The sequence below is a fragment of the Geobacillus sp. FSL W8-0026 genome (assembly GCF_037966255.1).
GTDB lineage: Bacteria > Bacillota > Bacilli > Bacillales > Anoxybacillaceae > Geobacillus > Geobacillus icigianus.
Genome location: NZ_CP150194.1, coordinates 3,430,875 through 3,452,674 on the forward strand (window position 1 = coordinate 3,430,875; position 21,800 = coordinate 3,452,674).

The 21,800-nt window shown below is 50.8% G+C and carries 20 protein-coding genes; 3 read left to right on the plus strand and 17 right to left on the minus strand.

Features of this window, described 5'->3' with window-relative positions; all coding sequences use genetic code 11:
• The first annotated feature begins 362 nt into the window (after nt 1–362).
• On the plus strand, nt 363–815 hold the full coding sequence (locus NST29_RS17145) for an N-acetyltransferase (RefSeq protein WP_033018237.1): 453 nt from the start codon (nt 363–365) through the stop codon (nt 813–815).
• A 480-nt stretch (nt 816–1,295) separates the two neighbouring features.
• Here the strand turns inward: NST29_RS17145 and NST29_RS17150 are convergent, their stop codons facing one another.
• The 3 genes from NST29_RS17150 to NST29_RS17160 are packed head-to-tail and all read right to left on the minus strand — an operon-like array spanning nt 1,296 to nt 4,807.
• On the minus strand, nt 1,296–2,684 hold the full coding sequence (locus NST29_RS17150) for a zinc ribbon domain-containing protein (RefSeq protein ID WP_033018240.1): 1,389 nt from the start codon (nt 2,682–2,684) through the stop codon (nt 1,296–1,298).
• Complete coding sequence (locus NST29_RS17155) at nt 2,684–4,312, minus strand: zinc ribbon domain-containing protein (protein ID WP_339232508.1); 1,629 nt, start codon at nt 4,310–4,312, stop codon at nt 2,684–2,686. The genes NST29_RS17150 and NST29_RS17155 overlap by 1 nt, the downstream gene beginning before the upstream one ends.
• 12 nt (nt 4,313–4,324) lie before the next feature.
• A complete protein-coding gene (locus NST29_RS17160) occupies nt 4,325–4,807 on the minus strand; it encodes a zinc ribbon domain-containing protein (RefSeq protein ID WP_033842897.1) in 483 nt (160 codons plus the stop codon).
• Between the two features lie 679 nt (nt 4,808–5,486).
• Here NST29_RS17160 and NST29_RS17165 point away from each other — a divergent pair.
• Entirely contained in the window at nt 5,487–6,425 is a 939-nt protein-coding gene (locus tag NST29_RS17165) for a LytR family transcriptional regulator (protein ID WP_339232509.1), read from the plus strand.
• A 58-nt stretch (nt 6,426–6,483) separates the two neighbouring features.
• Here NST29_RS17165 and NST29_RS17170 read toward each other — a convergent pair whose 3' ends face one another.
• From NST29_RS17170 to spoIIID, 7 genes are all read right to left on the minus strand, one after another.
• Nucleotides 6,484–6,852, minus strand: a complete 369-nt coding sequence (locus NST29_RS17170; RefSeq protein WP_033842895.1) for a hypothetical protein — start codon at nt 6,850–6,852, stop codon at nt 6,484–6,486.
• A 496-nt stretch (nt 6,853–7,348) separates the two neighbouring features.
• A complete protein-coding gene (gene fabZ / locus NST29_RS17175; protein WP_033842894.1) occupies nt 7,349–7,786 on the minus strand; it encodes a 3-hydroxyacyl-ACP dehydratase FabZ in 438 nt (145 codons plus the stop codon).
• A gap of 162 nt (nt 7,787–7,948) precedes the next feature.
• On the minus strand, nt 7,949–8,308 hold the full coding sequence (locus NST29_RS17180) for a DNA-directed RNA polymerase subunit beta (protein WP_033842893.1): 360 nt from the start codon (nt 8,306–8,308) through the stop codon (nt 7,949–7,951).
• A 12-nt stretch (nt 8,309–8,320) separates the two neighbouring features.
• Nucleotides 8,321–9,142: a flagellar hook-basal body protein gene (locus tag NST29_RS17185; RefSeq protein WP_033842892.1), complete on the minus strand. Its 822-nt coding sequence runs from the start codon at nt 9,140–9,142 to the stop codon at nt 8,321–8,323.
• Between the two features lie 18 nt (nt 9,143–9,160).
• Nucleotides 9,161–9,991 (minus strand): flagellar hook-basal body protein, encoded by an 831-nt coding sequence (locus NST29_RS17190; protein WP_033844740.1) that lies wholly within the window; start codon nt 9,989–9,991, stop codon nt 9,161–9,163.
• Nucleotides 9,992–10,706: 715 nt separating this feature from the next.
• Complete coding sequence (locus NST29_RS17195; RefSeq protein ID WP_033842891.1) at nt 10,707–11,708, minus strand: rod shape-determining protein; 1,002 nt, start codon at nt 11,706–11,708, stop codon at nt 10,707–10,709.
• Nucleotides 11,709–11,801: 93 nt separating this feature from the next.
• Nucleotides 11,802–12,065: a sporulation transcriptional regulator SpoIIID gene (gene spoIIID, locus NST29_RS17200; RefSeq protein ID WP_008880665.1), complete on the minus strand. Its 264-nt coding sequence runs from the start codon at nt 12,063–12,065 to the stop codon at nt 11,802–11,804.
• Nucleotides 12,066–12,376: 311 nt separating this feature from the next.
• On the opposite strand from spoIIID, the gene NST29_RS17205 reads away from it, so the two are divergent.
• Nucleotides 12,377–12,886, plus strand: a complete 510-nt coding sequence (locus NST29_RS17205; RefSeq protein ID WP_033842890.1) for a BsuPI-related putative proteinase inhibitor — start codon at nt 12,377–12,379, stop codon at nt 12,884–12,886.
• A gap of 63 nt (nt 12,887–12,949) precedes the next feature.
• Here NST29_RS17205 and NST29_RS17210 read toward each other — a convergent pair whose 3' ends face one another.
• From NST29_RS17210 to nuoN, 7 genes are all read right to left on the minus strand, one after another.
• A complete protein-coding gene (locus NST29_RS17210; protein ID WP_033842889.1) occupies nt 12,950–14,554 on the minus strand; it encodes a gamma-glutamyltransferase family protein in 1,605 nt (534 codons plus the stop codon).
• Nucleotides 14,555–15,071: 517 nt separating this feature from the next.
• Nucleotides 15,072–15,947: a M23 family metallopeptidase gene (locus NST29_RS17215; protein WP_033842887.1), complete on the minus strand. Its 876-nt coding sequence runs from the start codon at nt 15,945–15,947 to the stop codon at nt 15,072–15,074.
• A gap of 126 nt (nt 15,948–16,073) precedes the next feature.
• Nucleotides 16,074–17,102, minus strand: coding sequence for a stage II sporulation protein D (spoIID, locus tag NST29_RS17220; protein WP_033842886.1), 1,029 nt, complete (start codon nt 17,100–17,102; stop codon nt 16,074–16,076).
• 310 nt (nt 17,103–17,412) lie between these two features.
• Entirely contained in the window at nt 17,413–18,717 is a 1,305-nt protein-coding gene (gene murA / locus NST29_RS17225; RefSeq protein WP_033842885.1) for a UDP-N-acetylglucosamine 1-carboxyvinyltransferase, read from the minus strand.
• A gap of 31 nt (nt 18,718–18,748) precedes the next feature.
• Nucleotides 18,749–19,513 carry a YwmB family TATA-box binding protein gene (locus NST29_RS17230; protein WP_324698706.1) on the minus strand — a complete coding sequence of 255 codons (765 nt, stop codon included), beginning with the start codon at nt 19,511–19,513 and terminating at the stop codon, nt 18,749–18,751.
• Nucleotides 19,514–19,783: 270 nt separating this feature from the next.
• Entirely contained in the window at nt 19,784–20,023 is a 240-nt protein-coding gene (locus tag NST29_RS17235; protein ID WP_033020467.1) for a DUF1146 family protein, read from the minus strand.
• 280 nt (nt 20,024–20,303) lie between these two features.
• Nucleotides 20,304–21,800, minus strand: a complete 1,497-nt coding sequence (gene nuoN, locus NST29_RS17240) for an NADH-quinone oxidoreductase subunit NuoN (RefSeq protein ID WP_033020469.1) — start codon at nt 21,798–21,800, stop codon at nt 20,304–20,306.

A 21,800-nucleotide genomic window follows, 5' to 3' on the forward strand; every position in this document is an offset into this window, starting at 1 on the left:
ATCTATAAAATTGCAGCCATTCGGTTGATTCTTATAAAGAAAAAAATCGTTCTCAAAACAAATCATTTTGAATAGAGATTGAAAATATGGTTATTACTTGCCCCTACATTTCCAGCCTCAACAATGCAGAAAAAAGCATTTTTTCATTGGCATGATTTTCTGGATGTACTCGCCGAAAAACCCCTTCTTTTCCAACCTTGAAATGAAACGATCCTCTCTATGCATCGAAAAAGTGAAGCACCGGTAAGACATCGCCCACAAACCCGCACGTCTCAGCCGAAAAAAAAACAATTGCATATAAAAACAAAAAATCGTATATTTATAAAAAAGAATCTATGATCATACGATAGTGAGGGAGCCCAATGCGCATTAGTCATGCCGTCACGAGCGATGTGAAAGAGATGCACGCGTTAATTCAACACTTTGCGGAAAAAGGATTGGTGTTGCCCCGCTCGTTATTATCGATCTATCAGCACTTGCAATGCATGTATGTGGCCAAGGAAAATGATCAAATCGTCGGCACAGCGGGGCTGCATATCTTGGGGCACGATCTCGGGGAAGTCCGTTCGTTAGTCGTATCCCCTGATCATATGGGGAAAGGAATCGGCCGCATGCTCGTTGACCATATTACGAACGAGGCCATCCGACTCGGAGTAAAACGATTAATCTCGTTCACATACCAAATCGAGTTTTTTCAAAAATGCGGATTTGAAATTGCGGAAAAAGCCACATTGCCGGAAAAAGTATGGATCGACTGTGTCAATTGCCCGAAGCTCGACTGTTGTGATGAAACGGCCATGATTAAATACCTTTGATCCTTCTCCCGCCTATGCAACCGCGGAGAGGTGGGAGATTTTTCTTTCGAAGCCCCTGCCCTGCGGCAGGCGGGGAATGGATCATCTCTTTCCAAACAATCCCGCCTGCAGGCGGCGCAGGGAGAACATCGATGATGAGGACGCCGATTCCCGTCTCCCTTCCACTCATGTTGAAAAGCGGGGACCTTCTCGGCGTGAGAGGATGAAACAACCGCTGATCGATCTCCTTTGTTCAATCATTCCCGCTTTCGCTTTTAAATCAATAATAGCAGATTACTTTCCTAGCTGTTCGAGCGTGTCGAGGAGTGAACGTCTTGCAAAATGCAGCCAATCACCTTTTCAAGCGAAGGTCGTTGGTTCTGGAAAAAAACAAAGATCACCTTGTTACGATTCGTTTTTCAACACTTGTTTTCATTGCTGAAGGAGCTCTTGCACCATACTAACGTTCACGTCCATACTTCATGTATATAGGTTAAAAACTCATAAATCTTCTGAAGATAAGACCGTGGTATTTATCAGGGAATGGATTTTGTATTCATCCCCTACCCGCTTTAGCAAATACTCGGATGTAAACTTTTTCTTTTTGGCTGTCCCATCATTGTAATAAATGTCGTACTCCTCTTGCGTCAATATCGTAATTCCCTCATCGCTCCATTTGCAATTGGTGACTTGAACATCAACTAGATTTTCCTTGATTCCTTCGGAAACAACATGTTGAATGTATTTTTGCAACTCTTTGAAAATCGGACCGTTTTCATCAAGATACGGTTCAATAATCGAAAAGTCTCCTTCATTATAGGAACTTACGGCTTTGGATAAGTAATCATCCATAAACCATTTGATTGTTGAATTATAATAGCTCTCCTCATCTTGGACAATCTTATCCCAATGCAACGCTTCTATTTCCATGTTGTTAAATTCCAAGTCAACTTCCTCATCTGCTCCCGAAACGGTCACCTCATCGGTTTTAATACGGCCGTTTTTATTTTGGTATTCAGCGTGTAAAGTCACAGATCCATTTTCATCGATTGGGCCAAACGAATCGATCTCGTGAATCGTTTTTCCAGTTGGTTTTCCATTAACAAATAATTCTGCTTCCTCGACGTTTGAAGTGATGGATATAAAAGAAGCCTCCATCTCTGCCTCATAATCTAATTCATTTTTATGAGCTTCCGAAAAATCCAGAGTAAAATTTTTTCTTATCGTTGTGTAATCAGATTGATACGTAGCTGTCATTTTGTATGTTCCTGGAAAAAATAAACCAATTTTATATTTCTCATTGGCGTCACTCAACGTCTTCTCTTTTTGATCTATTTTTACGTGCACATGATCGAGATTACAAGATACCAACAAGCGGAACGGAATCACTTCAATGGAATATTGCTGATAAATTCCAAACTTTTTTTCTCCCTTCGCTAAAATGAACAGATCGTTTCCATTTCGGTCTGTGACGGGAGAAAACAAGTGATATCCTTCTGGATTGTGAGCCTGTTTTCCTAATTCCGCAAACATTTGGTGTACATCGGCTTCCTCATTTATATATTGTAGGAATCGTTTGGCATTTTCCTCTGTCCACGATAGATGAGGATTATCTTTCTTCAATAGGTTAATGAACTGCTTTACATTTTGCTCTTTTACCGCTGTTTCCAACTGAAAAACGAGTCTCTCAGGGTCAGAACGATACAATAATGTAAAATGAATAACCATGATGCAACACAATAGCAATAATCCTACACCCACCAGCCAATAAAACCTCTTCTGTCGTCCCCTTTCTCGAACTGCTTTCTCTCGATTTTCTTGCTTTGCGCCGCAATGGGGACAATATGACTTGGTCGAGTCTACATTTTCACCACAATTCGCGCAACGCATTATTTCATCCCCCTCTTTTGCTTAGCGAACTGCTGCAACCATGAACCTGCAAATGTGAACAATAGAGAAAAAATAAAGCATTTGACCAGCAGTGTTAACGGCTCTATAAAGAGAGCCATTGATCGTTTCACTTCAGTTTCTCCGTTGACGCTCACAAAATAGCTAATCCCTAGCCGAGAAAACTGGCAAATAACCACTAATCCAATACTATACAAAGCGGCAAAAACGACAATTGGTTTCCATACTAGTTCATAATTCTGACGAATACGGTATCCAACATAAAGAAAAATGGCGATTGGCAATAAAATCAGCAGCTGCATATATATTTCTTTTTCAAAAAATCCCGTATGGAAGAGCCAATCGTATATTTCTTCATAGAATCCAGTATCGTTGCTTATCGGCTTCAAATCAGAAAACAAACCGTAAGTTACAGATTGATGATCATGGAGATTATCACGCTGAAAATGTAATACTCCCAGATGCAGCATTGCCCATAGCCACACTGCCCATTGCATGGCTAAAGCAGCATAAAACAGCTTGGATAACACAGCTCCACCTGCGATCCATTCCAATTCATCGATCTCTAAGCGGGATATACCTAAAAACACAAAAGGTAGCAGCAAAACGAATAGCAGCCCAATTCCTCGCAGCTGCCAAGCACATCCACTGTAAATGACATCGCCATAACGAACGAATTGTTTTATTTCATGAACCGTTCGTTTGTATCCCCTCGAGATCCATATCCCTGTTCCAGCAAAAAAGAAAGAAAGAAGAACCCCATTGACCAAAGTAGTCCAAAACGGATACGTTCCTGTGATATGAAACGAAATAAGACCGTGATCATTTGTATTCATTTCATAAGAAAAACTAGCAACCAGCGATAAGATAGATAAACAAGTCCCGTAAAGGAAGGAAAAGACGATAAGATGACCCATCAGTGTACGCATATTGGTTCGCCATGCTTTTGCAAGCACCACCCCCCCTACAAATAGCGCAAGGAATGGAATGATAAGAAACCTAATAAGTCCAGTTTCTACTGAACCGCCTGCTTCACCAACTTGTCTATCAACATATGCTGCTGCATTCATTTTTATTTCTGGATTTACGGCATGAGTCCAAAGCGTAAAATCAGCCATTGCCTTAATCCAGTTTAGCTTCTCAATATTAGCACGATCCAAGTAGGACAATACGTATTCCAAATCATGTCTCAAACCTGGATTAACAGCATAAAGCCAAGATGACTTCATTCCTTTGATGGCCATTGCCGATAAGAGAAAAAGCACGATAAAGCTGGTTGATACTGCTAAAAGCACTCGTTTCCAACGCAAACTTTTACATAGATCCAACAAAGAAGAAATGGACAAACCTCGATACTTTTGATTTGCTTCGTCTTCCTCTTGCATATGTCTTATATTTTCGCTTTTAGCGATATGCACTTGAAACACCGGTGATCCACAAGATGAACAATACATACAATCGCTCAGTAAGGAATATCCGCAGTAAGGGCAAAAGGTTTTTTGATTCTTTGTATAAGCAAAAGAGATTTTTTCTTTTTGTAATGCCGTGCCATCCTTATAGCAGTAATTAGCCGAAGCAGGGTTTTGAGCACCACATGTTGTGCAATACATTCCTCTACCTCCCTACGCTAACTTTATACCACAACAAATACAAAACTCAGCCGGTTGCAGGATTGGTTGTTCGCATCGTGGGCACACGACGTATTGTTCTCTTTCTTCTTCTTTCTGTTTCACCGGCTGTCCACAAGCACCACAAAAGCGATCCTCCAAAGACAACGGCTGTCTGCAATGCACACACACTTTTCCTTCTGCTCCATGTTCCATGAGTTTCTCTAATTTGTTCTTTGTTTGATACAATGTTTTATCCAATTGTATTAGCACTTCCGAAAGGCTAAGAAGATCAGGATCTTCAATTTCTCCGAGCCTAATTTTTTTATAAATGGCTTCCCCTAATTTAATGAGCACCTCCGCTCGTTTTTCAACTGTCTCTTCGATAACATTTTTGCATTTATTGATTTCTTGGGCGATTTGCAGCTTTTGTTTTCCTTGCTCAATCGATTGCTGAATTTTCGTAATTCCTCCGCTTATCTTCGTTTGCAAATCCATTTACAAACCACCTCCAAAAACATATCTTTTCGCATCTTTGAACTAGCTGGTACGGACACTTCAAAAGGGATAGGACATATGTGCATCGGCTGACCAACTGTTCAGCATGATGTCGATAACATGGCTCTGCCCTGTCTATCTGTCTATCCAAGGAGGACGAATACCGCTGAATTCCACCCATTTCTCAATAAGAGAAACCTAACACAATCAACTTTTCTGTTTTGAATGAAAATGCTGGCGATTGGGGTGCGACAGCGGCTTTTCACTAGAATTCAAGGAAAAATGCTAACATTGAGACAGTAGATTCATCGCTAAAGAGACGATGATGATTGTCATGCTCTCATTACCACCACTTTTCCCCAAAACCGACACTATCCTTCATCACTTTATATACACAAAATATGTATATAATGTTATTACAACCTCCTTTTCCTTCATTTTTCCAATCTTTTAAACATCAATAATGATAGCATAGTACCTTTGTCGTATCAATCATATTTTTGGTCGAATAGTGTAGAAAAAGCGGTTGAGATGACGAATTTTGTCTCGCTCTTTCTTTCAGTTAGTTGGTTCTACAAGTCAAGCTGTATAAAGCAGTTCGCAGTTGTTTTCTCACTTAAAACCGTCTATAATCGAAATGACGTGGCTAAAATTTTCTTGAAGCAAAGGAAGAGCAACGATGAGGGCAAAACGCAGAAAAACGAGAATGTGGCTTCGTTGGTTGATAGCTGCATTAGTTATATTGTTGATTGGAACAGGGATATTTGCCTACTCGATTTACCACCACGTGAAACAGACGGCAAACCAAATGCATGAAGACATCGATTGGAAATCAGGAAAGCGGCAAGAGGATGTATCATTCGAGCGGAAGACACCGATTTCGATCTTGTTGATTGGTGTTGACGAGCGGAAAGGAGACCGTGGTCGTGCGGATACGCTCATCGTCATGACGGTCAATCCGAACAAACAGTCGATTGAGATGGTCAGCGTCCCGCGCGATACGAGAACAGAGATAATCGGAAAAGGGACGAAAGATAAAATCAACCATTCGTACGCCTTTGGCGGAGTGGAGATGACGATGGCGACGGTTGAGCATTTCTTGGACATCCCGATCGACTATTACATTAAAGTCAATATGGAAAGCTTCCGCGATATCGTCAATGCGGTCGGGGGAGTGACGGTGAACAACCCGTTTGCCTTTACGTACGAAGGAACGTACTTTTCCAAAGGGAAGATTACGCTCAATGGGGACGAAGCGCTGAAATATTCGCGCATGCGGTATGACGACCCGCGCGGCGATTTTGGGCGCCAAGACCGCCAGAAACAAATCATTCAAGCCATTATTGAGAAAGGGGCAAGCTTCTCGTCGCTCACGAACTATAGCGATGTGCTCACGGCGATCGGGAAGAACATCAAAACGAACTTAACGTTTGAGGAAATGAAAGAAATTCAGGCGAACTACAAAGATGCCCGTAAACAGATCAAGCAGCTGCACATCACCGGTCAAGGGACGAAAATTAACGGAATCTATTATTTAATCGTGCCGGAGAGCGAGCGGTTGGCCGTTTCCAATGAGTTAAAAGAACATCTTGAATTGAAGACGACAGCAGTAAAATAAATACACAAAACAGGGATGCCCAAAAAGAGACCATTCTCTTTGGGCACCCTTATTTTTCTCACTCGTCTTTATTGTCTTTGTCATTCGCATCCCGCCGATCCTCGACCGGGTCTTCGCGGTCCGGCACTCTGTCCCGCTCATCGTCGCCCGGTCCGTTGTTCGTGTCGTCTCCCGGCGGGAGTTGATTGTTTTGATTGTCGTTCAAATCGGTATCGCGGTTGTCCGGGATGCCGTCGTTGTCTTTGTCGTTGTCCACGTCGTCGTTTTGGTTGATGTCATCGGCCGGGTTCATGTCTCGGTCGTTGACATCGTTTTGGTTGTTTGGCGGCGGCGGGTTGTTGTTATCACGGTTCATATTGCATCCAGCTGCCAAAAAGAGGGCGACAAGGGCGCTAAACAGCCGGATCAGCACCGCTTTTTTCTTCATCCTCTCTACTCCTTTCCATCGGTTGTAGTGACCTTATGTAAGACCGGTCCTTGCTTATCTTTCCCCGAACGGATGATTTCATGCATGAAATGCGGAGGGATCCGTTTCTGCGCTACTTTTCGGTGATCTCTCGGAGGCTGGTGATTTCATCCTATATAAGTTGAAATTTTGTTTTACATCCCGCTGATTCCTCTCATATCAACTTGCACTTAGATGAAACCCGCAACGAAAAATCGGAAATTCTTTATTGAAACTTATATAGATACGGGTTTTCCATGTCATTTCTCAATTAGAAAAACCTTGTTGCATCGGCTCCGCGCGTTCTCCCATTGATGAAGGGAGCCAATGGTTTTTCACCACAGCCTTCTCGGCCAAAAACGAAGAGGATGTCCCGAACGGAACGGGACATCCTCTTTTCCCACTATATACGCAACATGTTCTTCCTATTTTGCCTATCTTGAAGACGGGCCACCTTTTCGGTCCGCGCGGGTTCCATTTAACGAGACGGTTTGTCCCCCAAAGCGAACATGAGCTCTGTTTCGCAAACGAGCTCGCCGTCGACAGTGGCGACGCCTTTGCCTTTGCCGATGGCGCCGCGGGCGCGGAGAATTTCCACTTCGAGGCGGAGCTGGTCGCCTGGTTTCACTTGCTTTTTAAACCGGCAGTTGTCGATACCGGCGAAAAAGGCGAGGCGGCCGCGGTTTTCCTCGCTTTGCAAGAGGACGACAGCACCGACTTGAGCGAGCGCTTCGACGATCAACACGCCAGGCATAACGGGGTATTCGGGGAAATGACCGGCGAAAAACGCTTCGTTGGCGCTGACGTTTTTGAGGCCGACAGCGCGTTTGCCTTCTTCCATTTCAACAATGCGGTCCACAAGCAAAAACGGGTAACGGTGTGGGATGATGGCTTGAATTTGTTGGACATCAAGCATCGGAAACGCTCCTTTCTGCTGGAATCAAGAAGGCTGGTGATGGAAGGGAGCCGTCCGCTTCCTATCATCATTTCTCCAATTGAACATGCAGCACCGTTCCTGCTTTGCCCAGTTCACTCATCGCTCACCGTTTACCAGCCTTCAAGGAGGGCGGTCTTGTCTCTATGCCCCTTTTTGGACAAAGTCAAAAATGTGCTGCCATGTCGACGGACGAAACACGTCAAGCCAGTGCCCGTCGCCGATGACGCTGTAGCCGACAGCCACTCCCACCGCTAGGCAGATGACCATCAGTGCGATGACCATGATCAGCCGCAGCAGCACTGAAACGAACCGGGCGCGCGCAAAATGGCGCGTTTCCGGCGTTGTTTCCGCCTCAGACGGCGGGGAGGTTTTCGTCACCGGCGGCCGTTCTTGCAAGGCCGCGGCGCTCCCGTCGGTCGAAAACGCGGCCAAGCGCGCTTTCCTTCGCTGTTTTCGCCGTTCGCTGCGAGAAAGCGGCTCGTTTTTCGTTTCGTTGCCCATGTTCATCTCTCCTTAAGAGGAGCGCACGTTGTTAATGAGCCCGAGCATTTGTTCGGAAATGGAAATGGCGCGGGCGTTGAGCTGATAGGCACGGCTCGTTGTCATCAGGCCGACGAGTTCCTCGCCAAGATCGACGTTCGCTTGTTCGAGCGCGCCTTGCTTGATGCGGATTTGGTTGCGCAAACCGCCGTTCAACTCTTCACTGGCGCCTGGGACGGCAGGCAGAGTGAAGACGTTGTCGCCTTGGGCCTCAAGAAGCTGCGGGCGGCGAATCGCCGTGACACCCAAGTTGACGCGGGCGACGGCCGCTCCATTGGCGTCGATGGCGGTCAACGTTCCCGTCGGTGACAGCTGCACGTCATGCGTATTCGCTGGCAGCACGATCGGTGCGTTCGTTTCATCAAGCACGAACAGGCCGTCGCTTGTCGTTAACGCGAGCTGGCCGTTCATCGGCGTCAGCGAAAAATTGCCGGCGCGCGTGTAGCCGATCGCAGCCGCGCCGCTGCCGTCGACGGTGCGGACGCGAAACCATTGGTTAGTCGCGGTGAAAGCGAAATCGAGGGCGCGGCCCGTCTCGACAAGCGGCCCTTGCGCAGTGACGAGCATCGTCGAAGCGAGTCCAGCCCCGTTTCCGTAGCGCACCCCCGTCGGCGTTTGCCGGGGCGCTTCGTCGTTCGGCAGGCGGTCGACTTGCTGGGCCAGCAGCTCAGCGAAGCTCGCTTCGCGCCGTTGAAAGCCGACGGTGTTGCTGTTGGCGATGTTATGGCTGATCGTATCAAGCCGCTGCTGCAACGCGTTCATCGTATTAGCGGCGGTGAACATCGAGCGGAGCACAGGCTTGTCCCCCTTTCATCATTTTAGGCGGCCGACTTCGTTGACGGCCTTGTCCAAACTGCGGTCGTACGCTTGCACGATTTTTTGGTTCGCTTCAAAGGCGCGGTAGGCGGCGAGCAAGTCGGTCATCGTCCGCTCGACGTCGACGTTCGACCGCTCAATGAAGCGCTGCTTTACGGTATACGTCACATTGCCCGGCGCCGGCGGCAGCGGACCTCCGGTGCTGCGGAAGAACCCGTTTCCTTCCTTCACTAAGGTGTTCGGATTGGCGGCAAACGCGACACCAAGACGAGCGGTTGCCCCTGTTTCGTCGATGATCGTTCCATCGTCACGGACGGAAAACTGTTCGCTTGACAGAGGGATGCGCTCACCGCTCGCATCAAGCACATACCAGCCGTTTTGGGTCGTCAAATAGCCGTCCGGGCTCAACGTGAAATGCCCGTTTCTTGTGTAACGGATCTCGCCTTGATCGTTTTCAACGGCAAAAAACAGCGCGCCGCGCTCCCCGCTCGTTGGATCGACCGGAACTTGTCCATCTATTAAGGCGACATCGGTCGAAAGCCCGGTTTCTTTGATATCCCCTTGGCGAAAGTTCGGAATCAGTTCTTGCATATAAACGCTGGTATTGAGCGGGCCGATCACGGTTTGGGTCGGAATGGCGCGCGGGGGATTGGCTGGAACCGAACGATCGGCAAGCCGGCTCATCAATAGCTCCGGAAACGCCCTCATCGCTCCAACGTCCGCTTTATACCCCGGCGTTTCGACGTTCGCCAAATTGTTCGTCAGCCAATCGACGCGGCGCTGTTGCGCGAGCATGCCGCTGGCGGCTGTATACAGTCCTCTCAACATGGCCATCACCTCGCTTGTCCTCATTTTTGGCCTTCGTTCGTCGCAACGTTCGGACGCCGTAGCCTTATTTTGTCGCTTTTCATCATTCGCTGGCCCTTCGCGCTCATTGGGCGACCTAAGAGACCGGTGATGCAATCGTGCATACCGCTTCCTGTCATTGTTTCTCAAATAGAAAAGCTTTGTCGCATCAGGATCGTCTTTCAAACGCTCCCCCATTGCTCAAAAGAAACAACCGTTTTTCACCAGCTCTCTAGAAGGCTGGGGATTTAGTGCAAAATACTACTGATTCCATCCGTTTCTCAATTAGAGAAGCCTTGCAAAATCAAGTTTCTTTTCTGAATGAACATGCCGCCGATTCGTGTGTGACAGCGATTTTTCACCAGCTCTCTAGGAGGTTGGGGATTTCATCCTAGATACGGGTTTTCCATTTTATTTCTCAATTAGAAAAACCTTGTTGAATCGGCCCCACGCGTTCTCCCATTGATGAAGGGACTCAGCCGTTTTTCACCGGTTTTCTAAGCCATCTCGGTTCGCGGCCTCAACCGAAAAGGCCGACAACCTTCCGCAAGGCAAAAGAAGCTGCGCGGTCTTGGCGGCGCAGACAACGGCCCTTTTTCTTTATTATAGATGGGCAAAAGCGGCCGCCGCATCCCCCGCCTTTCCTTTTTTCGCGCATCTTCTGTCCGCCCGTGGGGCGCTGGCGATGAATCAACCGTTAAAGAAGCTGCGTTTTCGGCGCGCGGTCGATGTTCTCGAGCATCAATCCGGTGCCAAGAGCGACGCAGTCCATCGGATTCTCGGCGACAAACACCGGGAGCTTCAGCTCTTCTGACAGCAGCAAATCAATGCCATGAAGCAAGGCGCCGCCCCCCGTCAAGATGACGCCGCGATCGATAATGTCCGCCGACAGCTCTGGCGGCGTGCGCTCAAGCACGCTTTTGGCCGCTTGGACAATCAATGACACCGGTTCGCGGAGAGCGCGTTCGATTTCATCGGAACGGATCGTAATCGTGCGCGGCAGCCCGGTGACAAGATCGCGGCCGCGGACGTCGATTTCCTCGGCCCGTGCGCCTGGGAATACCGTTGCCACTTTGATTTTGATTTCTTCGGCCGTTCGCTCCCCAATGAGCAGTTTATATTCACGCTTGATATAGTTTAAAATTTCCATATCAAACTTGTCCCCGGCCATCTTAATGGAAGAGGCGGTGACAATGTCTCCCATCGAGAGAACTGCGACATCGGTCGTGCCACCGCCAATATCGACGACCATGTTTCCGCACGGCTGAAAAATGTCCATTCCGGCGCCAATGGCAGCGACTTTCGGCTCTTCCTCCAAGTACACTTTTTTGCCGCCGCTTTTTTCCGCCGCTTCTTTGATCGCTTTCCGCTCGACGGATGTCGTGTTCGTCGGGCAACAAATCAAAATGCGCGGTTTGGCGAAAAAGCCTTTGAGGTCGAGCTTGCTTAAAAAGTGCCTAAGCATCGCTTCGGTAATGTCAAAATCGGCAATGACGCCGTCTTTGAGCGGCCGAATGGCAACAATATTCCCAGGAGTACGTCCGACCATTCGTCGTGCTTCTTCGCCGACTGCCAGCACCTTGTTTGTATTTTTGTCGATCGCCACGACGGACGGCTCATTGAGCACGATGCCTTTGCCTTTGACGAAAATGAGGACGTTCGCCGTGCCTAGGTCAATCCCGATATCTCGTGAAAACATACCTTGCCCTCCTTGCCTCTGCCCTAAAAAATCATTCCTAATAGGTTATTTTACCATATGGCGACCGCAAACGGCAGATGGCAAGGAAAAAAGTCAGTTATTTTTTACCGCCTGTTTTTTATACTTTTTCTTTGTCGCTTCACCGCCGCGCAAATGGCGGATCGATTTATGGTAATCGAGAATTTGTTTGACTTCTTGGGCCAGCTCCGGGTTGATTTCCGGCAGCCGCTCGGTCAAGTCTTTATGAACGGTGCTTTTGGACACGCCAAATTCCTTCGCGATGACGCGAACGGTTTTCCTCGTCTCCACGATATACTTGCCAATCTTGATCGTACGCTCTTTGATGTAATCGTGCACACCACTCGCCCTCCCTAAGTTGGATGTGAGAAGTGAGAAGTGTGAAATGAGACTCGTCTTGCCTATGATGAGCGCCGCTTTCGTTGGATGTCTCGGAAGCGTCTTCGCCGCGTCGCTTGCCGGTTGTGAACGATCCCCACCTCAACCACTCTCATTGCTGTTCAATTTGTAACATTTTATTAGACAAATCGGGCATATATACCAGAAACATCAAGGCGGACAACGGTTTTTTTCACAATTTTTTACGGTTTGTAACGAACGGAAAATGGGAAACGACTATATTGTAAAAGAGGTGAAAAGGAGGCACCGACATGGGCAAAAGAAAAGTGATCGGCATCGTTGCGGCATTAGCAGGGATGACGGCAGCGAACGCACTGCTCGTGCATGTTAATGCCGACGATCGGCCGCAGGCAAAAAACCACATTCTTGGCCCCGCCCCAGCAGGCAAACCGGGATCCGCAGGCGGGAAAGGCATCATCGCTGGGACGTTGGAGCCGTCATTGACATATAAGAAGAAAGACGGCGTCTATGTGTTTACCTTCACAGTGAAAAACCAAACCGAGCGCGTGCAAACCGTAACATTCACGAGCGGAAAAAAATACGACTACATTTTGTACTGCGATGGCAAAAAGGTGAAGCAGTTCAGCGAAGGAAAGATGTTTACGCAAATTTACGAGCAGCGGACGTTAAAACAAGGACAAGAACTGTCCTTTCAGGAAACGTTCCGCCACCTAAAACCTGGAACATACACACTTGAGTGGTGGCTCGCCGACAAAAACTGGCCGAACGCCCGGGCGAAGGTGACGTTTACAATCAAATAAAAAACGAGCGAAAGAGGGAGCGAAGGAGCGGAATCCCCTCTTTCGCCGCTACATATGTGAGTTTCACCAAGCGGCGACCGCTCCATCCGTGCGCGGCTCCGTCCCGGCAGCGAGCACGCCGGTGTCAGGATCGCGCCAAATGATTTGCCCGCGCCCGAACGGGCCGCCGTCAAGCGCCACGCGGATGTCATGCCCTTTGCGAGCGAGCGCTTCGGCGATATGACGCGGGAAGTGCGGCTCGACGAGCACGGTTTTCCCTTCTAGCCACTGCCAACGCGGCGCATCGAGCGCCGCTTGCGGATTCAGCGCGAAATCGACCGTGTTCATGATCACTTGCATATGCCCTTGCGGCTGCATGAATCCGCCCATGACGCCAAACGGGCCGATCGGTGTGCCGCCTTTCGTCAAAAAGCCGGGGATGATCGTATGGTACGGCTTTTTCCTTGGAGCGAGCCCGTTCGGATGGCCGTCATCAAAGGCGAAGTTATGGCCGCGGTTGTGCAAGGCGATGCCCGTGCCCGGGATGACGAGGCCGGATCCGAAGCCCATGTAATTGCTTTGAATATAGGACACCATATTCCCTTCACCGTCAGCGGCAGCCAAATAGACCGTTCCGCCTTTTGGCGGCGTTCCCGGCTCTGGCATGAGCGCCTCCTTGCCGATTTGCGCCCGGCGCATCGCAGCAAACGATTCCGATAACAGCTCGTCTAGACTGTAGTCCATATAGCGGCGGTCGGCGATGTACGCCTTCCCGTCGGCAAAGGCCAGCTTCATCGCCTCAATTTGCCGGTGGTGCGTCTTGACATCCGGCATGCTTGGGACGTCAAAGCCGTTCATGATGTTGAGCGCCATCAACGCGACAAGCCCTTGGCCGTTCGGCGGGATTTCCCATACGTCATAGCCGCGGTAGGAAACGGAAATCGGCTCAACCCATTCCGGTTCATACTCGGCGAGATCCTCGAGCGTCAAAAAGCCGTCGTATTGCTTCGAAAAGGCGGCGATTTTTTCCGCCAGCTCGCCGCGGTAAAAGCTTTCCGCTTCCGTTTCCGCGATCGAGCGAAGCGTCGCCGCATGAGCAGGCGACGCCCACACTTCCCCGATCTTTGGCGCGCGGCCGCCCGGCGCAAACGTCGCGAACCACGAAGCGAACTCCGGCCCGCGAAGCGCCTCTTTGTATGTACGAAACGCCGCGGCCCAGCACTTTCCGAGCACAGGTGATACCGGGTAGCCGTTTTCCGCATAAGCGATCGCCGGCGCGAGCGTGTCGGCAAGCGGCAGGCAGCCGAAGCGCTTCGACAGCGCCGCCCATGCCGCCGGCGCCCCCGGCACCGTCACCGGGGCGAAACCGTATGTTGGCATCTCCGTATAGCCGCGCTCTTTCAACGCTTCAATCGAGATCGCGTTCGGCGCATAGCCGCTCGCGTTTAAGCCGTACAACTTCCCGTTCGTCCACACAAGGGCGAACGCATCGCCGCCGATGCCGTTCGAGGTCGGCTCGACGACCGTTAAGCAAGCGGCCGCAGCCACCGCCGCATCGATGGCGTTGCCGCCTTTTTTCAGCACCTCAAGCCCCGCTTGCGCCGCGAGCGGCTGCGATGTCGCCACAACACCGTTTTTGGCGAACACCGTCATCCGCTGCGATGGGTGTGGGTGGTATAAGTAGTCCATGGCCGCGCTCCCCTTTCTTTTGTTCAGGAAATAGAGTCAATAGTATGAATTTTCCTTTTGTTTTATTTTAAAAGAAAAAGGGTGGTGATTTCTAGTCATATTATGTAAAAAAAGGAATATCGAAAAAAATAATTCTTGCAGCTTTAACTCCACCCACCCCGGAAAGCGATGCACGGCTCGAGACGGAAAAGTTCCATGGACAGCGCGGCCTGCCGTCCACCCGGGGATGGTCCCGCCTTTTCACGCAAAAGATCCATGGGCAATTTTTGCCCTCCACCCGGGGATGAAAAGGGCCGCTTCAAGCGCGCGTTTTTAAGAAAAAGTTCCATGGACAATGCGTCCTGCCTTCCACCCGAGGATGGTCCTGCCTTTTCACGCAAAAGATCCATGGGCAACGTTTTGCCCTCCACTTGGGGATGAAAATCCGCACCAGCTCGGCATGTTCACGAAAAAGACCTGTCCGCTTGCTGGCAAACGGACAGGCCTTTTCGCTTTCGCTGTCAGACGCCGTGGCCGGTTACGCTCTGGCCATGCCAATGGAGGCGTCTGGCGTTTTGTAAGAGGAAGCGTCCTCATTTTGTTCGGAATGATCGTCGCTTGGCGCCGTGGTGTTGTCATCAGCCGGTGTTTGTTCGGTTTCGGTCGGCGCTGTTTCATCGCTTGGCATCAATTGCTTTTCTTTGTTGGTGGCGGCGCGGTCATCACCGGCGTGATCTTTCGCTTGATCAGTCAAAGCGGTTAACGGTTTGTCAATGTATTCGATCGGATTGACGGGTTTGCCGTCTTTGCGGATTTCAAAATGAACGTGAATGCCGGCTTCCTTGTTGAACTCGCTTTGCCCTGCCTTGCCGATCACTTCGCCTTGTTTCACCGTATCGCCGGCTTCCACTTTCACATCAGCGAGCGATTGATAGACGGTCGTGACCCCTTGTTCATGATTGATTTCGACAACATAGCCTAAAATCGGGTCTTTTTCCGCTTTCGCCACCGTGCCGCTCAGCGCAGCGGTCACGTCAAACGTTTTGCCGTCTTGGCGCGCCAAGTCGATGCCTTGGTTCGGGTGGTACGTATGATCATAAAAGACAAGGGCTGCTTCCTGTTCTTGTTCCGATGCGTCGTCATCATAGAACGGCGTTTTTACTTGCACCGCGTTCGGATCGAGCACAGGCATGGCGATGTTCTCTACCGTCTCATTGACCGGGACCGCCGGGTTTTCTTGCTGAGCGGCGCCGTTTTCGGCGACGTTGTCTTTGCCTGTATTCTCATCTTTGCCCAGTTGGAACCAAAGCGCGCCAGCGACAATCAATGCGGCCGATGATAAATAAATCGCCGGAAATACCCAACGTTTGCGGAACAGACGCTTCAGCGACGATTGTTTTTGTTCCTCTCTCATGTTCATCACCTCAGCAACCATTTTGAACAGAAAGAGGAAAAGATATACACGCCGAAAGCAATTTTTTGCTTATTTTTTGACATTCCTGCTGGTTTTATGCAAAAAAACAGGGCGTTCGCCCCGTTTTCATTTTTTCGCAGTCAGTTTGTTCAAAAACGCCGTGGCTGATGAAATATGAACGCCGCGGTAATAATGTTTGACGATGTCGGCGTACGTTTTCCCTTCTTTCGCCATAAAATTGGCCCCGTATTGGCTCATGCCGACGCCGTGGCCATAGCCTTTGGTCGTAATGACAATGTCATCGCCTTGGCGCACCCAAGTAAAATCGGCTGACGCTAAGCCGAGCCGTTCCCGCACTTCACGGCCGGTGAACGTTTTGCCGCCGATGTTCACCTCACCGACGCGGCGGCCAGGGGTGCGGGAGAGGATGACGCCGACCGATCCGTTCTGGGAAAGCGTGACGCCAAGCCGGCGTTCAAATTCGGCCACCGACATCCATTTGCGCTGGTAAAACTTTGGGGATTGACGATCCCATGGGCTGGCCACGCTTTTTAAATACGGAAACTCATTTTTCCAGTAGGCTTCGGAGTTTTCCGTATAGCCGTTGCTTGTCGAAAAGAAAAGCGCTTCAATCGGCTGATTGTTGTACGTTATAATTTGTCCGCGCGTTTCCAACACCGCTTTCGTCACTTTTTTGATTTTCCAGTCATAATCGCTTCCCCATAACTTGCGCAGCTCGTCATCGCTGTAATACACTTGGTGGGCCACCGTATCGGTCACGTTCGCCCCTTCCGGCAGGCGAAACGGTTGGTTGGCAAGCAATTGCTTGACGATGTATGTTCTTGCTGTCAACGCTTGCGCTTTTAACGCTTCCAATTCAAATTCCGCCGGCATTTCTGCCGCAACGACGCCGATGACATATTGTTCAAGAGGAATTTTTTCGACGCGTTGTTCCTTGCTTCGGTAGACCGCCACTTCGACGGACGGTCCTTCGGCTGCCTGTGATCGCTGCGTTTGATTTTGCTTGTGCAGTTGTTCGGCCAACTTTGCCACCTTCCCATCGTAAAATGGCAAAACGAGCGCCGCTGGAATAACAAGGATGGCGACAAACAGGCATAGTGCGAGTGCGAATACTGGTTTTAATCGTTTGACCATAGCCGAGCCCCCAATATGCATTTTTCAAGCACCAGCGGACATCTTCCATCAATGCCTGCTTTGGCTTCAGTTCGTTACTATAGTTATGGGCTCGGACAAGTATATATGACTGTTTTCTTTATGATAAAGGCCGGTGATTTCGCCGCTCGTTCCGCTTCCCGGCGTCATTTCCTAAATAGAGAAATCTTGCCACACCGATGACTCTTTTGACACGCTCACCCATCATTTCGTGAAAATCGCCGTTTTTCCCCTCGGTCACAAAAAACGGCCGCTCCCTGCCTTGAGGCAGTTCACCGCCGTTTTTCGCTCTTTATCTGTTCCATTCCACCGCTTGGATTTCACTAGGCGATTCGGTTTCTTCATGGACGCGTTCAATGTCAGCCCCGAGCGCGGCCAACTTTTCATGGAAACGAACATAGCCGCGGTCAAGATGACGAAGCTCCGTCACGCGCGTATAGCCGTCCGCCGCCAGACCTGCCAAAATCAGCGCGGCAGCCGCGCGCAAATCGGTCGCCGCCACCTCGGCGCCTTGGAGCTGACACGGGCCATTAATAATGACGGAACGCCCTTCGATTTTAATATCGGCGTTCATGCGGCGGAATTCTTCGACATGCATAAAGCGATTTTCAAACACCGTCTCGGTGATCATGCTTGTGCCTTCCGCTTTCAACAAGAGAGCCATCATTTGCGACTGCATGTCAGTCGGAAATCCAGGATACGGCATCGTTTTCATATCGACGGCTTTCAACTTTTCCGGGCCGATGACGCGCACCCCATTTTCCTCTTCGATGACCGTCACACCCATCTCTTCCAGCTTGGCGATCAGCGAACCTAAATGTTCCGGCACCGCCCCTTGCACGAGAACGTTGCCGCCGGTGATCGCCGCCGCCACCATGAAGGTGCCCGCTTCGATGCGATCGGGAATCACGGTATGCGTCGTGCCGACAAGCTCATCGACCCCTTCGATGCGGATCGTGCCGGTGCCGGCGCCGCGAACTTTGGCGCCCATGGCGTTCAAAAAGTTGGCCAAATCGACGATTTCCGGCTCTTTGGCGCAGTTTTCGATCACCGTTGTCCCTTCCGCCAGCACGGCGGCCATCATAATATTTTCCGTGGCCCCGACGCTTGGGAAGTCCAAATAAATTTTGGCGCCGCGAAGACGGCCGTTCACTTCGGCATCGATAAAGCCGTTGCCGACTTTCACCGAGGCCCCCATCGCTTCAAACCCTTTCAAATGCTGGTCGATCGGGCGCGACCCGATGGCGCAGCCGCCCGGCAGCGCGACGCGGGCGCGGCCGTTGCGTGCCAGCAGCGGCCCCATCACCAGCACCGAAGCCCGCATTTTTCGGACATATTCAAACGGCGCTTCCACCGTCAATGGGCCGGTGGCATCCACCGTGATGACATCGCCGGCGATGTGAACGTCGGCGCCTAAATAGCGAAGCACTTCACTGATTGTATATACATCGGAAAGAGCAGGCACATCATGGATCGTACTTGTTCCTTTCGTGGCCAATAAGGTGGCAGCGATGACGGGCAAAACGGCATTTTTTGCGCCTTCGACTTTGACGGTGCCGCTCAACCGGTTTCCGCCACGGACGATGATCTTTTCCAAGGTATTCCCCTCCGCGTCCAATTTCTCTATATTAGTATTCAATGGTAATGATTGGGGTTCCAACAACGACGCGCGTCTTGCCACCCAATCTTTCTCTCATGGCGAGTTGCAGGTTGATGCTTTGATGATTGGCGGCCGGGAGAACGTTCTTCCACTGCCCAGTATATGCAGACAGGGAAACGAGTGACTCTTCCTTCAACCACTCGACCGGCGTCGCTTGCAAATCATGAAGCAGTTGAGAGGCTTGATCAAACAAACCACCTTTCATATTACCACTGAACTCGCCTTCCATACAAGCAAAAAATGTAGGATTGTTCACAAATAGTTCACTCGTCTTTGTTTGAATGCGCTGCGCTGCTTCTTTCCACCTAGCTTCGCTCCACGCGGAGCCGGCCGCTTCATAGAGGAGATACGTTTGCGGTCCTCCGTTTGTGACGGTCATCACGAGCTGAATTTGTTCGCGAAAGAAAGGACGTTCATTGATGCCGATCGCTTTTGGTCCATGGCTTGTCCTCACCAATGACCAGCGAAACGAACGGTTTTGCCGTTTCAGCTCCGCCATTTTTTTGAAAAAGTCCGCATCATTTTCAATATCGTGGGCATACTCTCTTGTGTACACGACCCAGCGATCAAGCGAAGCACCATGCCGCTTCAGCGTCTGAGCGATTGTTTCGAGCGGCTTCGACCACTCGTCCCCTCGTGCGCCTTCTGTCCGATTTTGCCATCCGGCCCAAACCAAGCCCGTCAGCACAAGCGCGGCCAGCCATGCCGTCCAGCTTTTTCCCATCTTTCTCATCTCCGTTCCCTTCCTCTCCTTAGTTGTTATTGTTGCCACCAGACAAGGGAACATACGTCAAAAAAATCGACAAAAGCAGTTTTTGAAATCGTTTTCATAAACAAACCAACGAGCAGGACGAGCTGCTCGCTGAAGTGGAAACACACCCGCGGTCGAACGCACGGCGAGACGCGGGCGGAAAGCTGAACCAACACGGTACGGGCGTCAATGGCAGCGGCCGCGTTCGAAACGGCGGATCGGCGCCGGGCGGACGGAGGTCGCCTCCCTCCTTTAATCGCGGAACAAATACGGCAAATCCGTTGACCATGTCCAATAATCAAGGAAAAAGTTCGCCACGGTCGAGCCGATGGCGATCGTCAACAAAATGTACAGCAGCCGTCCTTGGACGACGCGGTTCGGCTTCAGCAACACCTCGATGCGCACCGCCTGCAGCGTCCACCATGTCACGGCGATCAACGCTAAATGGACGATAATGGAAATGAGCGCTTGTTGGCCCATGATCGGCATCATCTCATTCACCTCTTTCCTGCACACATCGTTCGTTTCGTCTGTAGGTCGGCACAACTCTCATTCTTTTCAAATTGGCGGCAGTGGGATTACGTTTATTACTTGGGGGGCCTCCAACAACATCCTCTTTCACCAGCCGTCTAGTGGTCATACTGGCGGCAGGGAACAGCGAGAACAGGCGGGACCACGCCAAACCTCTTCCGCTTTGCTGTTGAGTTCGGTCCCCTCTCACCCGCCGTCCAACAAAAAAGAGGAGAGGCGTTCCTCTCCCCTTATTGTAACGCTACGGCAAAAAATCGCCAAAGTGATCAAACTGGGCGAGCACATTGTATGCAAGCCCCGGTGCCCAGCCGAGCGCCAGCGTCCCGAGCGCGCAAAGAACGACGGCCGCCGACAACCCGGCCGACATGCGGCCAAGCGGTGCCGAAGAGAACAGCGGACGGAAAAAAAGCTGGACGATCAAGTTGAAATAATACACATAAGAGATGACGGTCGTAATGGCCATCACCGCAGCGAGCACGTAATGGCCCGGCTCGGTGACGACAAGGCCGATGAACAAATGGAGCTTGGCGATAAATCCTGCCGTGCCCGGAATGCCAGCGAGCGATAGCAAAAACAGGCCGAGCGCCGCAGCCAACAGCGGGCGATGGCGGTACAGCCCCGTGAGCCCGTCCCAGTCGTCTGAACCCGTTTCATCGACGATATGCGACACGATGGCGAATGCCCCCATGTTCATCAACAGATACGCAAGCAAGTAAATCCAAAGCGAGTCGATCATCGCCCACGACATCGCGGCAAACCCAGCGAGCAAATAGCCAGCGTGGGCGATGCTGGAGTAAGCGAGCAGCCGCTTCAAGCTCCGCTGCCGGAGCGCCACAACGCTTCCGATGATCATCGTCAGCCCAGCGAGCACAGCGATCGCCGGCTGCATCGACAACAGCAGTGATGACGGATCCCGCCCTTCCGCCGGCGCCGCAGCAAACATCGTCACCAGCAGGCGGAGGAGAAGAACAAATCCGGCTGTTTTTGAGACAACGGCAAAAAACGCCGTCGCCGGAACGGGCGCCCCTTCGTATACGTCCGGGGCCCACATATGAAACGGAACGGCCGCCAGCTTAAACGAAACGCCAATCAGCAAAAGAAGAAAGGCCAAGGCCAGCATGTACGGCTCATTCGTCTCTTGCAGCCGGCGGGCGATTTCGTTGAGGTTCGTCGTTCCGGTCAAACCGAACACGTAGCTCATGCCAAACAGCATGACGGCGGTGGCGATGCCGCCGTTGATCACATATTTCAGCGCCGCTTCATTGGATGCCGCAACGGTTTTGCGCAAGCCGGCCAAAATGTAGGACGACACTGTCAGCAGTTCCACGCTGACAAACAAGGTAAGCAAATCGCCGCTCGATGCCGTCATCATCGCGCCAAGCAACGCAAACAGCAACAGATAGGCAAACTCGCCGCCATAACGGCTACCCTCTTTTGGATTCCATCCCGCCACGATCAGCAAGGCCAGCGCCCCGCCGGCAAGCAGCAAAAGCTTGAACGCTTTCGCAAAGCTATCGAGCCGAAACGTCCCATGCAAAATCGAAGCCGGTTCAGCCGGAATGAGCGCCGCCGTCGCCCCGAGCGCAAGCACCGCCCCGAGCGCCGCCCCCCAAGCAAGCGGACGGCGGCTTCGCTCGTCTGGCATGGCCACATCGATGAGCAACAAAACCACAGCAACGGCGAGCACAATCCATTCGGGCGTCATGAGACTCCAATCAGATTGCCATACGTCATTCAT